17 protein-coding genes are annotated in these 18,293 nt (G+C 39.8%); 12 read left to right on the top strand and 5 right to left on the bottom strand.

Annotated elements, in window-relative coordinates:
• Positions 1-309 precede the first annotated feature (309 nt).
• The 8 genes from DBR11_RS14965 (at position 310) to DBR11_RS14930 (ending at position 6,438) form a co-directional block, all read left to right on the top strand.
• Positions 310-2,736: a glycoside hydrolase family 2 protein gene (locus tag DBR11_RS14965; protein WP_108553466.1), complete on the top strand. Its 2,427-nt coding sequence runs from the start codon at positions 310-312 to the stop codon at positions 2,734-2,736.
• A gap of 28 nt (positions 2,737-2,764) precedes the next feature.
• On the top strand, positions 2,765-3,205 hold the full coding sequence (locus tag DBR11_RS14960; RefSeq protein ID WP_158275297.1) for an AraC family transcriptional regulator: 441 nt from the start codon (positions 2,765-2,767) through the stop codon (positions 3,203-3,205).
• Positions 3,186-3,479 carry a helix-turn-helix domain-containing protein gene (locus DBR11_RS14955; protein ID WP_108553464.1) on the top strand — a complete coding sequence of 98 codons (294 nt, stop codon included), beginning with the start codon at positions 3,186-3,188 and terminating at the stop codon, positions 3,477-3,479. Before DBR11_RS14960 ends, DBR11_RS14955 begins: the two co-directional genes overlap by 20 nt.
• A gap of 244 nt (positions 3,480-3,723) precedes the next feature.
• Positions 3,724-4,347 carry a hypothetical protein gene (locus DBR11_RS14950; RefSeq protein WP_108553463.1) on the top strand — a complete coding sequence of 208 codons (624 nt, stop codon included), beginning with the start codon at positions 3,724-3,726 and terminating at the stop codon, positions 4,345-4,347.
• A 139-nt stretch (positions 4,348-4,486) separates the two neighbouring features.
• Complete coding sequence (locus DBR11_RS14945; protein ID WP_108553462.1) at positions 4,487-4,894, top strand: hypothetical protein; 408 nt, start codon at positions 4,487-4,489, stop codon at positions 4,892-4,894.
• An 88-nt stretch (positions 4,895-4,982) separates the two neighbouring features.
• Complete coding sequence (locus DBR11_RS14940; protein WP_108553461.1) at positions 4,983-5,315, top strand: DUF6520 family protein; 333 nt, start codon at positions 4,983-4,985, stop codon at positions 5,313-5,315.
• A 230-nt stretch (positions 5,316-5,545) separates the two neighbouring features.
• A complete protein-coding gene (locus tag DBR11_RS14935) occupies positions 5,546-5,995 on the top strand; it encodes a MauE/DoxX family redox-associated membrane protein (protein WP_108553460.1) in 450 nt (149 codons plus the stop codon).
• Positions 5,996-6,141: 146 nt separating this feature from the next.
• Positions 6,142-6,438 carry a hypothetical protein gene (locus DBR11_RS14930; protein WP_146186549.1) on the top strand — a complete coding sequence of 99 codons (297 nt, stop codon included), beginning with the start codon at positions 6,142-6,144 and terminating at the stop codon, positions 6,436-6,438.
• 47 nt (positions 6,439-6,485) lie between these two features.
• On the opposite strand, the gene DBR11_RS14925 is transcribed toward DBR11_RS14930, so the two are convergent.
• From DBR11_RS14925 to DBR11_RS29905, 4 genes are read right to left on the bottom strand one after another with little or no spacing between them, the layout of a single operon-like run.
• Positions 6,486-7,856 carry a RagB/SusD family nutrient uptake outer membrane protein gene (locus DBR11_RS14925; protein WP_108553458.1) on the bottom strand — a complete coding sequence of 457 codons (1,371 nt, stop codon included), beginning with the start codon at positions 7,854-7,856 and terminating at the stop codon, positions 6,486-6,488.
• Between the two features lie 12 nt (positions 7,857-7,868).
• Positions 7,869-11,018 (bottom strand): SusC/RagA family TonB-linked outer membrane protein, encoded by a 3,150-nt coding sequence (locus DBR11_RS14920; RefSeq protein ID WP_108553457.1) that lies wholly within the window; start codon positions 11,016-11,018, stop codon positions 7,869-7,871.
• 13 nt (positions 11,019-11,031) lie between these two features.
• A complete protein-coding gene (locus DBR11_RS14915) occupies positions 11,032-12,348 on the bottom strand; it encodes a TlpA disulfide reductase family protein (protein WP_108553456.1) in 1,317 nt (438 codons plus the stop codon).
• Between the two features lie 30 nt (positions 12,349-12,378).
• A complete protein-coding gene (locus DBR11_RS29905; protein ID WP_108553455.1) occupies positions 12,379-12,615 on the bottom strand; it encodes a hypothetical protein in 237 nt (78 codons plus the stop codon).
• A gap of 638 nt (positions 12,616-13,253) precedes the next feature.
• Here DBR11_RS29905 and DBR11_RS14905 point away from each other — a divergent pair.
• Together DBR11_RS14905 and DBR11_RS14900 are read left to right on the top strand one after the other, a co-directional pair.
• Positions 13,254-13,856, top strand: coding sequence for a hypothetical protein (locus DBR11_RS14905; protein WP_108553454.1), 603 nt, complete (start codon positions 13,254-13,256; stop codon positions 13,854-13,856).
• A 17-nt stretch (positions 13,857-13,873) separates the two neighbouring features.
• Complete coding sequence (locus DBR11_RS14900) at positions 13,874-14,521, top strand: hypothetical protein (protein WP_108553453.1); 648 nt, start codon at positions 13,874-13,876, stop codon at positions 14,519-14,521.
• A gap of 183 nt (positions 14,522-14,704) precedes the next feature.
• Here the strand turns inward: DBR11_RS14900 and DBR11_RS14895 are convergent, their stop codons facing one another.
• A complete protein-coding gene (locus DBR11_RS14895; protein WP_108553452.1) occupies positions 14,705-15,247 on the bottom strand; it encodes a hypothetical protein in 543 nt (180 codons plus the stop codon).
• A 152-nt stretch (positions 15,248-15,399) separates the two neighbouring features.
• Here DBR11_RS14895 and DBR11_RS14890 point away from each other — a divergent pair, with 152 nt between their 5' ends.
• The gene (locus DBR11_RS14890) at positions 15,400-16,755 is read left to right on the top strand and encodes a DUF4433 domain-containing protein (protein WP_108553451.1); all 1,356 of its coding nucleotides are present in this window, start codon (positions 15,400-15,402) and stop codon (positions 16,753-16,755) included.
• A complete protein-coding gene (locus tag DBR11_RS14885; protein ID WP_108553450.1) occupies positions 16,752-17,897 on the top strand; it encodes a macro domain-containing protein in 1,146 nt (381 codons plus the stop codon). The genes DBR11_RS14890 and DBR11_RS14885 overlap by 4 nt, the downstream gene beginning before the upstream one ends.
• The last annotated feature ends 396 nt before the right edge of the window (positions 17,898-18,293 follow it).

Genomic DNA, 18,293 nt, shown 5'->3' with positions numbered 1-18,293 from the left:
ACATTGGTGTTTCTGCATTTGTAGTTAATACTTGTTAACTTTAAGTGTATGTATAATGGGTGCATACCCTTACGTACACCGTATTACAGCGCACACGACCGGGGGGAGTAGTGCGCACAAGATAGCCGGTGTTTAACCGGCAGACATCTTGCCGATTATTTTTTCTGGTATTTATAAACCATCAGTCAATGTTTAATGATTTTCGTTAGGTCGGGAATAATTGTCCTAGTTTTTGTCATTAAAGTCCAAGTATTTAAGGAATTGATTTCTAAATTTTGTAGTCTAAAGTTTACACCAAATAGATTACTGATGAAATTCGATTTTAAAATAGCTGCGACTTTTTTTTATTTATGTATAATATCTGTTCTTGCTCATTCACAAACGGCTTATCATATGAAACCTGTGGCTATCCAAAGCAGGTGGGCAAAGGAAGTATCACCAACGAATGCCTTGAGAGAATATCCAAGACCACAAATGGTACGGATGGGCTGGAAAAATTTGAATGGATTATGGGATTATGCAATTACTTCTAAAGATGCTGGACAGCCCGCTGCGTTTGAAGGCCCGATCCTTGTCCCTTATCCAATTGAATCTGCATTGTCTGGAGTGAAAAAGACTTTGTTGCCAACACAGAATCTATGGTATAAAAGATCATTCTCAAATCCTTTGAAATCGGGGACGATGGAAAGGTTGCTATTACATTTTGGTGCCGTAGATTGGCAGGCTACAGTTTTTGTTAACGGAAAAGAAGTGGGTCAGCATAAAGGAGGTTATTCTTCGTTTTCTTTTGATGTCACCGATGCATTGAGGTCGGGTTCAAATGAATTGATTGTAAAAGTATTTGACCCAACCGATCAGGGAACCGGCCCGCATGGAAAACAGGTATTGAACCCGCAGAATATATACTACACCCCTAGTAGTGGAATCTGGCAAACGGTATGGCTGGAGGCAGTGCCGGCTATATCGATTGCGGATTTAAAAATGACTCCAGATATTGATAAAGGAGTGTTAAACTTAAAAGTTACCACTTCTGCCGCCATCCCGGCGCAGGCCGGGATCTCCATCAAGGCCGTTGTTTCGGGATGTAGCGACTGCGAGATCCTGAAACAAGTTCAGGATGACGATCGTACTAGAAGCATAGTGCTTAAAATACCAAATGCAAAATTGTGGAGCCCGGCAAATCCTTATCTATATGACTTAACGGTAAAGCTGGGAAAGGATGAGGTGAAGAGTTATTTTGGGATGCGTAAAATCAGCATTGGTAAAGATGCAAAAGGTATAGATCGCATCTTTCTGAACAACAAAGCTTATTATAACCTGGGTACCCTTGATCAGGGGTTCTGGCCAGATGGCTTATATACAGCACCTACTGACGAGGCTTTGGCTTTTGACATCAAGGCCATAAAGGCAATGGGTTTTAATACAATTAGAAAACATATTAAGGTGGAGCCGGCCAGATGGTATTATTGGGCAGATAAACTTGGTATGTTAGTGTGGCAAGACTTTGTCAATCCTAATCAGGGGCTTCCAGAAGGAAGTAAGGCTGAATTTGAAAAAGGTGCTTTAGATGAAATGATGCAGTTGCACAATAATCCCTCCATTGTGGCCTGGGTTCTTTTCAACGAGAAATGGGGGCAATATGATCAGCAACGTCTCAGTGAATGGGTTAAAAAAACAGATCCGTCCAGAATTCTTAACGGGCACTCCGGCGAATTGCTCTATGTGAATGAGCAGTTGCGCTCTCCCTCTCCAAATGCTTACGTTAGTGCAGACATGACCGATGTACATAGCTACCCGGACCCAATGATGTCTATTAAGCAAGCCGGAAAAGCACAGGTATGTGGAGAATTCGGTGGAATAGGGGTATTTATTCCTGATCACCAATGGTTAACAGGATCTGCCTGGGGCTATATCCAGGAAAAGCCTGCAGCACTCAAAGCAAAATACACCATCATGAACCAGCATTTGCAATTGATGGAAAAGGAGGGCTTATCCGGATCGATTTATACGCAGCCTTTTGATGTGGAGGGCGAGCAGAATGGGTTGATGACCTACGACCGTGAGGTGATTAAAATTCCATTTGCAGAAATGAGAAAGATCCATAGCCAGCTAAACCCTGACGCTTCTTCTCCATCCTGGCTTTCCATAACAAACGATGTAGCCGCTCAGGACGCAGATCTTACCGAGCCGGGTATCGCATACAGTGCTATGCTACAGGAGTATATCGGCGGAAAACGTGACCTTTCCTTCCTGAAAAAAATGGCGATGATGGCTATGCAGGCGGGAGATAAACCTGGAGCGCTGCTTGCAGGTTCCGCCTATGTTTCTTCGCTTAAAATGCCATTATCTGAGGAAGACATTAATAATGTAGTTCAGTTTACCAAGAGTACAAAAGATGCGGGGTTTAATCTGATGAATACAAATGCTGATGCTTTTAAAAAGGTGATGGGAGACCGTAAATATACTGTAGCCATGATGAATATGATCTTCAAAGGGGATATTGAACCTGCATTGAATGCAACTGAAAACCCAGATTGGACTGCTATTGAAGAGAGGATAAAACCCTATGGAGTACCTGGTGAAGAAATTCTCCTCAGAGCAAAGGTGGTCGCTTTTTACAATAAGCAAGACTGGAAGAACTATAAAGCAGCAGCTACAACTTATCTGGCTAAATACAGTGCTAACATCTCTGAGCAAGAGAGAGGAATGTTCCAAGCAGCAATAGATAAAAATTGATTGAAATATTAAATCGCTATTTATGGTAATGGATGTAATTATTGATGAAAAAAGAGCGCGTCTATTAGATACAGAATGTTTTCAACCAGATATTAAGATCTTGAGTAAATTGAAGAATTTAATTGAGACTGACTTTAAAGTGAATCGTAATGTAAACAAGTATACGAATCAACTGGGAGTTACTTTATACTATTTAAATAGTTTGACCAAATATTATCTTGGCTGCACTGCATACGAGTTATTGCAAGCTAGGGTTCATCAAGAAGCGATTTATTTACTGCAGAATAGTAAGCTTTCTATTAAGCAAATCACTTTTGAAATTGGGACTTGTGATCCATCTTATTTTTGTAGATGTTTTAAAAAGATAGAGGGGGTTTCTCCCCTAGGTTATAGAAAGAGACGGGAATTTTTGATTAAGGATTTGTCTCTAAATAAATTCTCTAAAAGAAATGAAAGATATAGGTACTAAAATTAAGCTTCTTAGGATAAAAGAGCAAAAAAGACAATCTCATTTGGCCGATGCGTTAGGTATTTCTGTACCTGCCTATTCTAAGATAGAGACGGGGATAACAGATATCAATACGAGCCGGCTGCGTGAGATTGCTAAGTATTTTAATGTTACTCCATCTTATTTTTTTGAGGATTTAGATTCTATTAAAGAAGAATTGAAATTGCAAAAGGAACTGGTTAATGTGCTTAGCACGAAGTTGATTGCTGCTTTGGAGTTTAAAAATACGTTATAAACTCATTGGTAATAAAGGTGATTTTTTAGTGGCTTATTGAAAATCAAAATTTTGTAACAAAATATATAATAATGTAAAAATGATTGAATTTCCTACTTGAGGTAGGTATGTACCATAATTAACAATTTTATTAATCCTCTTAATTAGTGACTCTTATGATTGAATTTGCTTTCAAAGGCTGGCTGCGCCTTTTAAAATATACTGCTGAGATTTTTGTTAATGTGTTTTATGGAAGGGTAGTAGTATGCTGAAGGACCGTGCAATTCCAGAGGAGAATTTAACAGCTTTGTTTGATTTTCTAGCTAAATTTTTGGAAATGCCTTATAAGAATTTTAAGTCGCATGTTTCAGAGCAATTGATAAAATGTACCTGCGAAAAAGACGATGGTCCAATACATTGGGTAGGGGAGATTTCTTATAAATGCTGGTTTGTAGTGAAGGGCATGGTGATCATCTACATGAATGGTAAAGACGGGAAGCTGATTCGTGGTTTTTTTAAAGCGGGAGAGATTGCTATTCTGCCCAATAGCTTTAAAAATAGTGTTGCTTCGGGATCCGGTTTAATTGGTGTGCCAGATACGGAATTATTGGAAATTTCTACTTTTCAAATGCAGCAAATTTATGAGCTTTTTCCCAAAAGTTTGGATTTGGAAAGTAAGATTATTTCTTCTGTGGTAGGTAAATCGGAACTGAGGGATAGATTAATAAAACTCTCTGCTCAGGATAGGGTAAATGAGTTTCATAGTCTTTTTCCAGAAACCAAGGGAAAAAATAGAACGGTAAAGCTATTAGATAAGGATAAAGCCAACTATTTAAACCTTGGAGAGACATACTTTAGTAGGTTTTGTGCAGATGATAGGGAAGAATAATTTGGGCATTTTGCTTATTTAAAACACCATAATTTTGCTCTATTCTCCAATTTTATTCGTTTAGGGCCAGGTAAATTGCATTTCTTAATATGTAGCATTCAATTGAATAAAATGATAGAAATTCTTAATTCAAATTAATTTGAAAAGTTATGCTTCTTCCTTTGATGATTCAATATTGAATCTGTTTGTTTATTTAATCAATGAATTAAATGATACACGAAAGGATATACCTGATGATTTTATGGAACGTGTAGAATTGGCTTATAAATGTATTACGGACTTGATTTTCAGTGCTTTGGTTAGTGATGAAAAGAAAGGCAAAAGGATCATGAGAAAAATATCTGAAAAGCTTATATTAACAAGGGTAAAGTATACAAATACTTTAATTCGCTTTAATAAGGATATGGAAGCTTGGTTTGTTGGTTATGATTATTTTCCGGATGAACTGAGGCATGCTTTTGCTGTTGTTATATTTAATCGTATCGATTCTATTCTTTCTTTTGCTCTTGAATTTAAGTCTATCCCTGATCTTAACAAAGGGCTTTGAGTTTTTTTCTGGACTTATAATATTACAAGTGAGGGCTGCTTGTTGTGCTTTAGTTTTGAGTTATTCATTAATCTTAAACTAAAACAAAATGAAGAAAATTTTTAAATCTGTGCTGGTGGCTACGGTAGTGGTTGCTGGTCTTTCTGGAGCTTTTGCGTTTAAAAGTGACAGCGTTGTTAAAAAGTCTGCTGCGACTGTAACTTATGTTTACAGTTTGAGTACTCCTACAGGTGCGCGCACGGCTTCTAATTGGACACTTACTCCCGGTAGTGGCCCATCGTGTGGAACACCGGGCGAAGTGCCTTGTAAGGTGAGCTTTGATACTTCAGTTTATCCAACGTTGCAAACTTATATTGATGCGCAGCATTTTGCGAGTGATCAGGAGGTGGCGTTTGGAGCTGGAGTGATTTCAAAAGAGTAAAAAATGGAATGCTCCGAGTCGGCTAGCCGGCTTCGCGGGCTAAGGCCTTTCGGAGCAATTCCATTTTTTTGTATGCGAATCCAAGCGTGCACGGATATCTGTTAAGTTTTATTTGGTTAAAGCCTTTGCGTAATGCAAAGGCTTTTTTTTTAATCTTTTTTTTGGACTTATAAAATTACAAGTGTAAGATGTTCAGTGGTTTGTAGTTTTGGTTATATCAAATTATAACTATGAACAGATTAAATAAAAAGGGTGCTTGGGTTGTTGAGGTACTGGCTTGTTTGCTTGTTTTTTTATGGGTTTATACAGCGGCTTCTAAGCTGGCTAACGCGGAGGAGTTTAGGGCGCAATTGGCGAACCAGGTTTTTAAAAAGGGTTTTACTGAGGTTCTATTTTACTTGTTGCCTACAGTGGAGTTGATGGCTGCTGGTCTAGTTTTTTTCGAATGTACCAGATACTGGGGGTTTTTAGCTTCTCTTTTATTGATGGTTGCTTTTACCGTGTATGTAGGTTTGGCTTTATTGCATTTTTTTCCGAGGATGCCTTGCTCATGTGGTGGGGTACTAAGTGTATTGGGCTGGAAATCTCATTTTGTGTTCAACCTATTCTTTACGGCAGTTGCCGCGGTAGGGTATATATTCACTTTTAAAGAAAGGAGACTGGAAAATTTATGGCCCTGAACAGCGGAATGGCTTTTAGAAAGCGGACCGTAGATAGGAAAAATGGGATCGGCTGAAAACCCATGTAAACAGAGTAGGCAAAACTTAAACATTTAAAAACCTAACTTTTTGTTGCTTTTTCAATGGTAAAAAGCATCCTTATTGTTATGAAAAAATCATTTAAATTTCCATTTCTAGCCTTAATATTAGGCCTTGGTTTAGTAGTTAGTCAAAGTGCGTTTAAACCTGTTTTCGCCAGCACCTGGGGTAATGATCCCATTAAAGGTTGGGTGAACCTGGCCAGTTTACCATCAACAGGGAATCCGGATACTCATTATGAGCCAAGCTGTACCGGTCCAACAAATGTTTGTACCCGTAATTATAGTACTGGAGATCCAATTAATGGTGGTTCGTTCACAAACGGTTCTACAGGTAACTTTTCACTAGTTGAGGTAGATAACTAGAAGGAGCATATGAAAAGGACATGGCTGGTGCGCCATGTCCTTTTTTGCTATTTTATATTTTCTTGTGGAGGAATAGGAAACACATATCTCGGATCTTCCGGGGCTAAATTAAATGTGCTGCCCGATATAGATCGGGATAGGTTTACTGCAGTTGCAGGATTTGTATTTAGTCTTTTCAAATCTGACCATCTTATGCCTCTGGTAACTAACTCTTTTCTTCTTTCCCGTAAAATTGTACTTAAGGCTTCGGCTGGAGTGTTAGCATTATAAGGAACAAATGTGCCTGTTTTCCAACGTTTGATCAATAGGTTATTGAGCCAGCCCATAGCTGTTGTGGTACGACCTAACCTGGCCTGACATTCTGATCGGATCAGATAAAGCTCATCGGTGGCTATTCCAGAAAAAAAGGTTGTTCCACTGATCGCTCCGCTATAAGATCCTTTGAATGTAATTCTGCCATCGCTTCTTTGTACATAGAAGATTGGCTTTCTTAAATCGTCATTTGCATAAAGGCTGAACAGCTCTGCATTCACAACAGTTGGTGAGGAAACAGCTGCAGTGAGAAAGCTATTATTGGGCAAAGCAGTGTAAAACAAAACTTCGGAATTTCCATTGGGCAATACCTGTGGAAATGGACGGGTTCCACTGGTGAGCCTTGCTGTTAGTGTATTGTAGTCGATGAGGTCTGAATTGATGGCTAGAGCCAGGGCAGCGTTCTCATCTGCTTTGTTATAGTTATCCATTGTTAAAAAGATCCTGGCCGTAAGGGCGTAAGCAGCTGCTCTTGATGGTCTGCTTTTAACTTTTGCTAATGGTTGCAGTAGAGCCGAGGCTGTGGCTAAATCCGTAAGCATTTGCTGATAAGTAAATTCAAGGGTTTTACGTTCCGGCCTCTGATTGACGTCTGAAACGATTGGATAAATAAGACCTGGTGTAGAGCTTGCTGTTTCAGAAACGTATGGCTTTGTAAACAACTGACTGAGTTGGTATATCGCATGGGCCCTGAAAAACAAAGCTTGTCCTTTGATCTGGTTTTTCAAATCCTGTGATTCCTGATTTGTTTCCAGGGCATCGAGTACAATATTGCTATAGAACACCTGGCGATACGGGTATACCCAGTCTTCTACCTGATCTAGTCCTTCAAATGGATTGTTTTGCCAGGTATAAGCATTTCTAAGTGATTTTGGTAATGCAAGAAATCCGGCGTCTGAGATTTGGAGGTCATCGCTACTGACTAGCTGATAAAATGGGGTTTGGTTCATTACCGAGAGGTTATCTAATAAAGCCTGCAGATCATCCAGCGTTTGCGGTACCAGAATAGCTTTGTCTGGCTTTGCTTCCAAAAAACCTTTTTTGCAAGAGATGTTGCAAAGAAAAAGAACCAATGCGAGGGGCAAATATTTGAATATGGTTTTCATAATTTTCTTAGTTTATAATTCCAATTTTAGTCCTGCAGAAAATGTTTTGGGCGGAGCATAAGTATCCAGGGGGTAATCTGGATCTAGCTTTGATTTTGTGGCTTTCCATAAAATAGCCAGATTTCCTGCATAAAGTGTAAATGTGATCCTTTTGAATGGAGAGCATCGTAAACTGATATCCTGAAGACGAATGTTATCGGCTTTTTCAACCAGTATCTGGGCATAATTATAGAATGTGCTACGGGCAGCATCTATATCGCCGGGCATAGAAGGTACATTTGTGAAAAGCTCATCTCCAGGTTTTTGCCAACGCTGGGCATAATCTGCATTACTTGGTACACCATTTAACAGCAAGCTATAGTTTACAGAGTTCCTTCTGAAGTAATAACCAAATCTGTAATTGATGTTAATGGAGAGCTGCCATCCTTTGTAACTGAAATTCTGAATGAAAGAGCCAAAAATAGTTGGACGTGCGGGTCCATTATAGACCAGATCTTCTGTGGCAGTTTGGGTAGTTATAGCCAGATAATCTTTACTTATGGCTCCATTCACATAGCCCTGTGGATCACCGGTTGTGGGGTCAAGACCAGCCCATTTGTAGCTATATAATGCATATAGAGGCTTACCTTCCAGAGGAAATGCACCAACGCTGCCATCACTGTTTTGCAGATAGGTAGTGCCAGGAGCTTTAACTTTATAGGAGGTGACCACATCTTTGGCTAGTGAAACGGTGAGGTTTGGTTGCCATTTGACTTGTCCATAACTGATATTGGAGGAGAGTGATAAATCCATTCCGTTAACGCGGGTACTTGCTGTGTTGCCTTTAAAAACGGTAATGCCGCTAGATGGAGGAAACGGTGCCGTGCCGATGAGATCTATTCCTTTTTTCCAATAGAAGTCGATACTTCCTTTGATGAACTGAGCTTTGCTTTCAAAATCTAATCCTAAGTTAATGACTTTGGTCCGCTCCCATCGGAGTTCTGGGTTAGGTGGATTTTGAACGGTGGCAAATGGCAAATGAGAGGGGGAAGAGGAGCCACTGTCATAACTGGCGGTGGTGTAGGCGGATAATGTTTTGTCTACATTTCCATTATAGCCGTAAGTTAATCGAGTTTTTAACACGGGCAACCATTCTAATGGGTAAAAGGATTCTTTGGAGGCTGTCCAGCTCAAACCTGCCGAATATAAGGGGACACCTTTTTGATTGGTTTTTACACCGAAGATATTAGACTTGTCTAGACGTGCGCTCGCATTAACGGTATATTTCTGGTCGTAAGTATAAGCGCCATTGGTATAATAGGAAATAAATCTATCCGTGAGCTCAGACTGTTGGTCCAGGTTTGGAATTAAAGCCGAAGTACCGTCCAAGAACTGGGTAAAGGTATTGACATAGTTCACTGTTTTGCTGGTGGCATGGGCATCATCGTAGCCATATAGCCTATAAGCACTATTTAAAGTCTTAAAATCGCTGATTTCATACCCCGAAATACCACTAATTACATGTTTGCCCCAAGATTGATTGATGTTTACTTGTGCCCGCAGGTTATAACCGTTTAGATTTGATTTTGAATTGTCCAATAGACCCCCTTTTGGAATTGGAAATGAAAGACTTTGATCTACCCCAACTTGCGTAAATCTATTGATCAGATCTCTTGCCATATAACTATCTGCACTGTAGTTATTGTTTGCTTCTGTAAGGCTTTCGCTATATTGATAGCTCAGCTCTGCACGAATTGCCTTAGTTAATTTATAGCTCAAGTTGAGGTTCATTCTATAATCTGTAGTCTTGCTTTGGTTATTAGCCAATTGCTGCTCTATGATTGGGTTCAAAGACCAATCCATCAGGCCCATCTGCTGTATCGTTTTTAAATAAGCAGTGCTAAAAGACGGAATTGCTATGGGGTCTCCAGCATCATTAGTTAAACGGGCATAAGGATAAGGATCATTGAAATTGAATGCATTCTGGGTAGAGATAGAATTTGTAAAAATAAACCTCGTATTTAACTCTAGTTTATGATCCAGAAAAGCCATGTTCTGGCTCGCATTAAAAGTATATCTTTTGTAGCCATTTCCTTTTGCTGAAGCTAAATTACGATCATATCCTCCAGAGAGGTAATAGAAACGGTCTGTATTCCCTCCGCTCAGATTCAAAGCATACTGCTGGTTAAAAGCTGGTTGGTAAAGATATTTTTCCTTATCGTTCCTAATATCATGCTTACCTAAAGCGGAAAGCTGATTTTCGAGCTCTGCATTGCTGATCCGGTTTTCCCTGTGATCGATCAATAGTTGCACCGCGGGAGACAGGGCTACAATACCCCCTTGTTCTGCAGCATCATATAATCCTTTGTTGAAACGAAGACGTTCTACTTCTATAAAGTCTTTTGAAGACATCAGCGGCTGGTAAAACAAATCTGGTTTGGCAGAAAGAATGGAATTTGCGCTTAGGCTTAGTCTAAATGACGAATTGTAATTACCTTTTTTAGTCGTGATGACGATGACACCATTGCCGGCTCTGGCACCCCAAATGGAAGCTGCAGCTGCGTCTTTGAGGACAGTAATACTTGCCACATCGTTAGGATTGATGTTCTCTATATCACCATTGTAAGGAAAGTTATCCAAGATAATTAAGGGTTGGGCATTTGCAAAAATGGTGCTTAGGCCCCGGATGCTAATGCTGTTTTGCCCGGCATCTCTGTTTTTGTTGAAACTAAGCCCAGGGGTGACGTCTGCCAACCTGCTGAGGATGTCGGTGCCAGGGCTCCGGTTGAGCTGTTGGTTGTTTATTAAGGAATAAGATCCTGTCGTTCTTTCGGGCGAGAGTTTCTGATATCCCGTAGAGATTTCTACCTGGTTTAAAGTACCATTTGCAGGTACCAGATATAGGATGCCTAAATTGGTTTTTCCGGCAGGAATCTCTAGGATTAGTTTTTGGTAACCTACAAAGGATACTTCAAGTATATCGTTAACAGGGCTAAGGGCAATGCTGAACCGTCCATCCTGATCACTTAAGGTTTTGCTCTGTTTCCGTTTTAAAATAATGTTTGCTCCCGAAACCGGCTGATGGGTAAGGGAATCGATTACTTTTCCGGTGGTGTTTTGCTGTGCAAAGAGGCTGGATAGTGGCAGGAGGACCAACAGCCAAAATAGGATATAATACTTCATTGTATATTTCGGATTATTTTTTTAAATTTTTTCTATCTCTTATGACCAGAACCGCTATGGACCTGTTGGCTTTAATGAACTGAAGTCCGTATTTTGCTAATGCTTTATTCATGTCTGTGATTTTTAAAAGCGAAGCATCGATATCCATATCTACTTTTTGGATGAGATTGGTTTCATCGAGTACGGGCAGGTCTGCGTTTTGCAGATATTTCCAGTCTAGTTGATCAAAAAAGTTTTTAAACGATACATTGCGCAGTTTGGCTCCGGTAAATGTTAATTCCTGAACAGAGGGACCGCCTTTGCTTTTTAGATTTATGGTACTGTCTGTACGCATTAAAACCCAACAGAGTTTGTTTTGAAATTCTGTTTTGCCCTCATATTGTGGGAGGAAGTGATTAAGTTGCTGCTGCATGGTTAAGAAGGCAGACTTATCCTTTCCTTTGGAAAAGAGGATCTCGTAAGAAAAGGCGTTTCCATTTTCCATCCAGTTTTGAAGCTCTTGACCGGATGCGTTGGTATAAAAATGAGTACTGTCTCTAACATTTAACTGAAGTCTTGCTTTAGTAAAACTGGTTTTATTGAAGCCCCAGGCCATTTGATATAGCCATAGTATACCCGTATTATATAAAGTGATTCTTTGAATGGAGTCAATTCCAGGGGCGTAATCTCCAACATAAAAACCACTTGCAAATCCTTTTTTATAAGGTTCAAATTGACCAGTATTGGCCTTGGCAATTTTTCTGTTTTGTTCGAAGAATGGATAATGCCAATCGTATTTTTGTATTTGGTCCATTTTCACTGGAAGATTAAGATCTTTACCATCCAGGAATAGTTTGATGTTTTGTGCTGTTACTTCAGATGCACCTGTAAAGGCTCTCGCTTTTCCACTTTGATCAATCCAAACGTAATGCGGGATAAAAGTGTGAGGGAAGTATTTCTTTAATATTTTATCTCCGCTTATGTAGACATTTTTGCGGTATTTGCCACCACTGTATTTATTTAAGAAACTATTTATAACATCTTTAGATTCGTAACTGACTTCTATGATTTGAATTTTGTCTTTAAATTGTTCCTGCAGCGCTTCCATTTTGGGAAACATGGCCACACAGGGTGCGCACCAGGTGGCCCAGAAATCCAGAATAATTAATTTGCCTTTGAAACAGGAAAGGCGCTCGGGATCTGTGGAATAATTGTGTAGGTTCTCCAGTAGTTGCTCTGGTACGTTCTGGCCAATTTGTATAGGTTTTATAGAAGTAGTGCTGTTTTGTGCAATGGCGGCAAAATTTAAGCAAAGCGCGGCCATTACGATGGTTTTTATCGTTTTATTCATGTGATATTTGGTTAGTTATCTATTCCTTGTTTATGGAGTTTGTTCTTGATATGTGTTGTAAACTGCTTTTAGTAAATCGTCAAGATTTTCGTAGAAAGAGACGAGGTTTAGCCATTCTTTTGCATTTATTACTTCGGTGGGCTTTGCGGCTGTACTGAGCTTAAATAGCTTCCATAGCAAAGATTGGCTTTCTTCCAGGTTGTAATCCTTAAAGAAATTGATGATTTGTCTATTGTTAAAGCAATTACATTTGTTTGTTGTCTCCATAAAGAGTAATCATTTGGAAAGATTTATTTGATAATAAACTGAATTCTGGGGCGATTATGTGTGTTCGAAAAGTTAATCTGGGGGACAGATTATTAAGGTGTAATTGATCATATGAATTGTGTTGGTTAATTGCTTTGCAAATGATATGATAATGTTGGAGGGAACTCCAAAATTTTGGAGGAGGGGAGTTTGTTTTGGTTTGTGGGGCTTTAAGGCGGTTGATGAGGCCTTGCGACTAGCGCCGCGGGTAAGGCAAGAAGAGTGAAAATTTTGGTTAGATTTCATCTCTCATTATTAATGTCATAATGAGTCTCAGAATATTTAAGTACACTATAACGGGCCCTAAATACCGCCATTCCAGGCTTCTGACGGCCTAATCAAACGGGTTTACAATAGAGCCCATAACGTTATAGTGTACGCAAAAATACGACAATATAAGTTACGGGCATTATTCTATTGTCTCGTTGATCGCAATTGTCAGAATTTGGAATGCGAGACTCTTTAATACCTCTCAATAGATATTTAATGTATTGAGTTTAATTCAATTTCTTTATGACTGCTAATATACAGCTAATTAAATTGTTTTTAAAATTATTTTTCGGTAAAAGCATTAATCGGATATCTCTGATTTTGGTTAAATGCCAAAAGGAGATTCAAAACGCAATTTAATTTCAAATACAGATCAATTTATAATTGACGGTATTCGTACAATAAGGCTTAATCTTGACATTTCTCAGAATGCCCTCTCAATACTCATTGGTCAATATATATCCCTGATAAGTACAATAGAGAGTATTTCAACAGGAAATAAATATACAGATGCTCAACTACATGAAATCGCTCATGTTTTTACACAAGAAGCCAAGAAAATTAAAGAGAGATTGAACCCTAATGAACTTCCACCTGATTTCCAAACAGAATATACTTTGTATGACTTTTACCCTAAAGAGTCCTTACCTGATGTTCTTGTCGCCAAAAGCAGAAATATAATAATCAATAAAATTTATCCAACAGGTGCAGTTCGGTCTTTGATGGAAGATACAGAGTTCTTAAATATTCCTCGGACTACAAAGGAGTTCACTCAAGAAGCAAATCGGTTATTTGAAAAGAAATGGAATACAACTGATTTCAATTCTCCACTAGATAGAGCTGTAGCAAAAGGCGATCTTGTTAAAACAGAACCACCTCTTCAGGTTACTTACCAGAAACCCTCAAAGAAAATTGTTTCAGCAACAAAATAATTAACGTATTTTGAACTATGAATAAGCCCGAGCTTCTGGAAAATCAAACGGCACATTACTTTACGGTGTCTTCTATTGACTTTGAAAAAAGCTATAAAGTAATGGATATGCGCATTGCTAAAGGATTTTCAGACCGGGAATTGTCATTCTTATTGGGATACCACCCATTGTACGTGAGGGATGTAGAGAATCCTTTGCATAGTAAACGGTATAAGGCCAGGGATACTAATTATCTGCTACATATTTTTAACTGTACACTGCCGGAAATTCTGGATGGTAAGCTTGAAGAACTGACCTATAAGCTTTTTGTTGTAGTTACTTCTAATGCTGATGAGACTAAATCCTATGATATATTTAAGGAGGGACCGACTGGTAAGAGTAGAGTTTTTCGTTCTTTTACCGAGTTGCCGGCTTTTAAAGCTGTTGGGTTGAAAAGTGTTGCTTCGCCAATAATGGTTAAGGATTTTATACTGGGGCTTTTGGATGAAGGGTATTTCTCGGAGCCGAAGACTGGTTTAGAGTTGTTTAGGACTTGTGTTGAGCATTTTAAAGGTCATGTCAGGCTCTTTTTTATTACTAATGCTTTTAAGCTGATTCATAAAATGGAGGGTAGGAGTATAAAGGTGAGTAAGAACGAGATGAAGCGGTTTGTGTATAGTGAGTAAGGGGGAAATATGTTTTCTGATCTCTCTGAACCTTCCAGGTTCTAAGGTTCGATTCAGTAAAACATATTTTTTGGGTGGAGACCGGGGAGGTGAATGTTTCTTTTTATCAGCGCCTAGCTCTGTGTTGTAGCCATCCATGGTACATAATTCCGTTCAGTTAAGATGAAAAACTGTCGGCGATCATTAATTTGCCCCGTAATCCAAAGGTGGGAGTGTGATCTTCCTGATTTTCGCCCTGATGGTTTCTAAATCCTTTTTCGAAATCGAACTGCCCAACGACTTGTTGGTTGCTGTATAAAGAGTCCCATTGCCTAAATGCAGTTTGTAGCCAGTCCGCAAATTGTGCGCATGGGGAATAGAAGGAAAAGGGTCTTTGTCATAGGCATGCACCCGCCATATCTCACCGCCGTTCTTCACCGTTTCCTCATTGAGCACACCAGCTACTCCGGAGGGTAGGATGGAATCAGCCATCAAAATGTCCTCAAAACTGCCGGGATCTCGCAAATCTGCAACATCAACAATGTTGACCATCTGCCTTGCATTGAGCCTGTGTAAGGGCAGGCGGGTATGATCCTGAAGGCTGTAAACGAGCTTGTTAGCTAGAGCAGTTTGGAAATCCATATATTCGACGACATAGCCTAATTTGTCGAACAATAATGCGATTGCCTTGGTGGATTCCTCCTGGAAATAATGTACGTCCTCAACCTCAATTTTGAAACCTGCCATAAAAGAAATAAGTTAAGTTTAAATGTAGGTATAATCCCGAAGACGTTAAAGAGGAGAATAATTAAATCTACTAAAATGCACATCACTAAGGTTTTGGCTTCATATAATAATAACTTTTTTGTAGATTTGCCTCCGAAATTAACCTCAAAATTATGCCATCAATTCCATCAAAATATGAGGGGAGGTATTGCTACCACTTTACCCACATTGACAACCTAAATACCATCATTGAACATGGCCTGCTCTGCACAAATCTGAAAGAGGCTGCCGGCTTAGCCCATTTTAACGTCGCTTCAGCCGGTATCCAAGAACGTAGAAAAACAATGGAAGTGACCTGCGGTGCAAAAGGCGTCGTCCATGACTATGTGCCTTTTTACCTCTGCTCGGTCAATCCAATGTTTCTACAGATGGTCAACACCAAAAACATTGACCAGCAGGATTTTGTTATCCTCGCCGTTCCACTTAAGGCTGTTATCGGTAACGGGGCTGTTTTTACAGATGCCTCTGCGAATACGCAAGTGGCACCCAATTTTTACGATGATCCACAAGACCTAGACAAGTTGAACTGGGCGGAAATTGACAGTCAGAAGTGGAGCAGCCATACCGACCAGCTACGCCATGAGAAAATGGCCGAGGTGCTGGTACCTAGAAAAATTGATATCAGTGAAGTAAAGACCATAATTGTTTTCAATAAGTATCCAAAAAAGCGCGTAACTGAAATATTTGCTGAAAAAGAAATCGATTTGCCCATGTTCAGTTACGGTTATTTCAACAAAGGGAACTTCTTTTATACCAAATACAAAATAACAGGGCATGAAGATACCAGCCTTCTTACCGGTCCACGTGTGCTACGTGAAAGGTTTAACAAAGTTATCAGCGAACTCAATAAACAACGCTCCAATAGGCAAGGTTTAGAATTCCCCTTTGCAAACCTCTATGAAGCATTAAAAGCTATCCGGGAAGATTTTTGCGCAATTGCAGAACTCGAAGGTATAAACGGATTGGAGACAGAGAATGAAGTCCATCAAGAAAATGTAAGTGACCATACTAAGAAGGTTGTCGCCAAGATCCTGATCTCGGATTATTACAAAGCGGCGAACGAAGAAGATAGGATGATTCTTGAATTTTCCGCATATTTGCATGACATTGGAAAAGGCCCGAAAACCAAATGGCCAGGGGGCAAACAAAAAGCATATCCTGACCATCCGGCCGACGGTGCACATATGGTAGAGCGCATCATGCACGAGGACATTGAGACGCTGAGTCCATACCAAATTAGGATGATAGCCCTGCTGGTCATCTACCATGACCTTATAGGCGAGGTCTTTGGCAAAAATAGGGGTCGGCAGCAGGTGCTCGACATCGTTGAGAGCCGTAAGGAAGTTGAGATGCTTGCTGCAATCAACAAGGCTGATGTGGACGCCATCAATTGGTTTTGGGGGATGGAGTATAATGGTAAGATAAAAGCGTTTATCGATTGGGTAGCAGCAGAAAAGGGATTTAAATGATAGAATTTGTTAGCGGTAATTTTTTTGACTTTGAAGCGGACATTCGGGTAAACACCGTCAACTGCGTGGGGGTGATGGGTGCTGGCGCTGCCTTGCAGTTCAAGACCAGATACCCCAAAATGTTTGAGGAGTATTTGCTGGAATGCAGGCTGGGCAGAGTACAGATCGGAAAACCCCACGTATGGACAGACCAGGAATTTTTCAACCATTCGCCAAAGATCATCAATTTCCCTACAAAAGACCATTGGCGCCAGCCTTCAGAATATTCTTATATCGAAAAGGGACTTGAGTGGCTGCGTAATTACCTGATCCACAACCAAGCAATCTCGCTCACCCTACCAGCATTGGGCTGCGGCCATGGTGGGCTTGACTGGGCTAAGGTAAAACCTATGATAGAACAGGCCCTTGAAGGCCTACCCACAAAAATCTTGGTGTTTGAGCCAGAAAGCTCTACCACAATAGGTGAATCACCTGAACTAGCAGAAGAATTGCGTACTAAAAATATCCAAAAAATCCAGCCTAGTGATGCTTTATACCCAAAAAAACTCGCAGGCAAGTCCGCGTCTGAAATTCATGCTTGGGGAAACACATCCTTACTTAATATGGATAGGTTGCTTTCAGTGCTAATTAGCAACAAGCCTTCGGAAAAAGAGAAAACTGCGGTTAAGGATTGCCTTGAAAAATTTATTCCCGCTTTTGGTTTTACCTTTGTGATGGCTTATAACACGAGCTTTGAAGTTGATATGGTTAAAATCTTACTGGAAAAAAGGGCAAAAGTTGTTGTACTTATTCCTTTTGGGATACTCAGCCTCAAACTGCGGAAAGATATCAGACCACTTTGGGATGTGGAAAGGGTGCTGCTGCTTTCCATGAGCAAACCTAAACAGAACTGGAGTGCCGTCGAAAACATTAAAAATTTGAAGTTCCGCCTGAAAATGTCCCACACCCTACTCATCACACAAGAAGAACTTGGTTTTTTCTCGAAAATAGAGAAGGATTTCTTGGATTCCAACGCACGTTTCTTCTATCTCAACTACTGGGCGGAAAAACCCTTAATCCTTGAAAAAATTAATGCCCGAAAGATTGGCCGCGATAAGCAAACCCTCCAACCAAAAGTTGAACAAATGTTTGAGGAGGGATAAAACCAGTTTTCGGCTTCGCCAATGATGGTTAGGAACTATGTATTGTATTTTAAAGGTCGTGTTAGATCCATTTTTATTACGAATGCTTTTAAGTTGATTCATAAAATGGAGGGTAGGGGTATAAAGGTGAGTAAGAATGAGATGAAGCGGTTTGTATATAGTGAGTAAGGGGGAAAATATGTTTTCTGATCTCTCTGAACCTTCCAGGTTGTAAGGTTCGATTCAGTAAAACATATTTTTTGGTGGAGACCGGGGAAGATGCGGGATTGTTTATGCATATGATAGTTTTCGGTGATCATCGCCGAAAACTATCATATGCATAGTGGGGAGTTTTACATAATTAAATATTTTGCTTGTGCCTGTTAATGGGCGGACCAATATTCATCTCCTATTTAA

Origin of the sequence: Pedobacter sp. HMWF019, from assembly GCF_003061025.1 — a bacterium.
GTDB lineage: Bacteria > Bacteroidota > Bacteroidia > Sphingobacteriales > Sphingobacteriaceae > Pedobacter.
The sequence above is the reverse complement of the archived record's forward strand: the minus strand, read 5'-3'. Positions and strand labels throughout refer to the sequence as shown.

Bases quoted from the DNA above. Each gene is read 5' to 3' on its own strand.
- DBR11_RS14965 (WP_108553466.1), top strand. From the start codon at position 310: ATGAAATTCGATTTTAAAATAGCTGCGACTTTTTTTTATTTATGTATA.
- DBR11_RS14960 (WP_158275297.1), top strand. From the start codon at position 2,765: ATGGATGTAATTATTGATGAAAAAAGAGCGCGTCTATTAGATACAGAA.
- DBR11_RS14955 (WP_108553464.1), top strand. From the start codon at position 3,186: ATGAAAGATATAGGTACTAAAATTAAGCTTCTTAGGATAAAAGAGCAA.
- DBR11_RS14950 (WP_108553463.1), top strand. From the start codon at position 3,724: ATGCTGAAGGACCGTGCAATTCCAGAGGAGAATTTAACAGCTTTGTTT.
- DBR11_RS14940 (WP_108553461.1), top strand. From the start codon at position 4,983: ATGAAGAAAATTTTTAAATCTGTGCTGGTGGCTACGGTAGTGGTTGCT.
- DBR11_RS14935 (WP_108553460.1), top strand. From the start codon at position 5,546: ATGAACAGATTAAATAAAAAGGGTGCTTGGGTTGTTGAGGTACTGGCT.
- DBR11_RS14930 (WP_146186549.1), top strand. From the start codon at position 6,142: ATGAAAAAATCATTTAAATTTCCATTTCTAGCCTTAATATTAGGCCTT.
- DBR11_RS14925 (WP_108553458.1), bottom strand. From the start codon at position 7,856: ATGAAAACCATATTCAAATATTTGCCCCTCGCATTGGTTCTTTTTCTT.
- DBR11_RS14920 (WP_108553457.1), bottom strand. From the start codon at position 11,018: ATGAAGTATTATATCCTATTTTGGCTGTTGGTCCTCCTGCCACTATCC.
- DBR11_RS14915 (WP_108553456.1), bottom strand. From the start codon at position 12,348: ATGAATAAAACGATAAAAACCATCGTAATGGCCGCGCTTTGCTTAAAT.
- DBR11_RS29905 (WP_108553455.1), bottom strand. From the start codon at position 12,615: ATGGAGACAACAAACAAATGTAATTGCTTTAACAATAGACAAATCATC.
- DBR11_RS14905 (WP_108553454.1), top strand. From the start codon at position 13,254: ATGCCAAAAGGAGATTCAAAACGCAATTTAATTTCAAATACAGATCAA.
- DBR11_RS14900 (WP_108553453.1), top strand. From the start codon at position 13,874: ATGAATAAGCCCGAGCTTCTGGAAAATCAAACGGCACATTACTTTACG.
- DBR11_RS14895 (WP_108553452.1), bottom strand. From the start codon at position 15,247: ATGGCAGGTTTCAAAATTGAGGTTGAGGACGTACATTATTTCCAGGAG.
- DBR11_RS14890 (WP_108553451.1), top strand. From the start codon at position 15,400: ATGCCATCAATTCCATCAAAATATGAGGGGAGGTATTGCTACCACTTT.
- DBR11_RS14885 (WP_108553450.1), top strand. From the start codon at position 16,752: ATGATAGAATTTGTTAGCGGTAATTTTTTTGACTTTGAAGCGGACATT.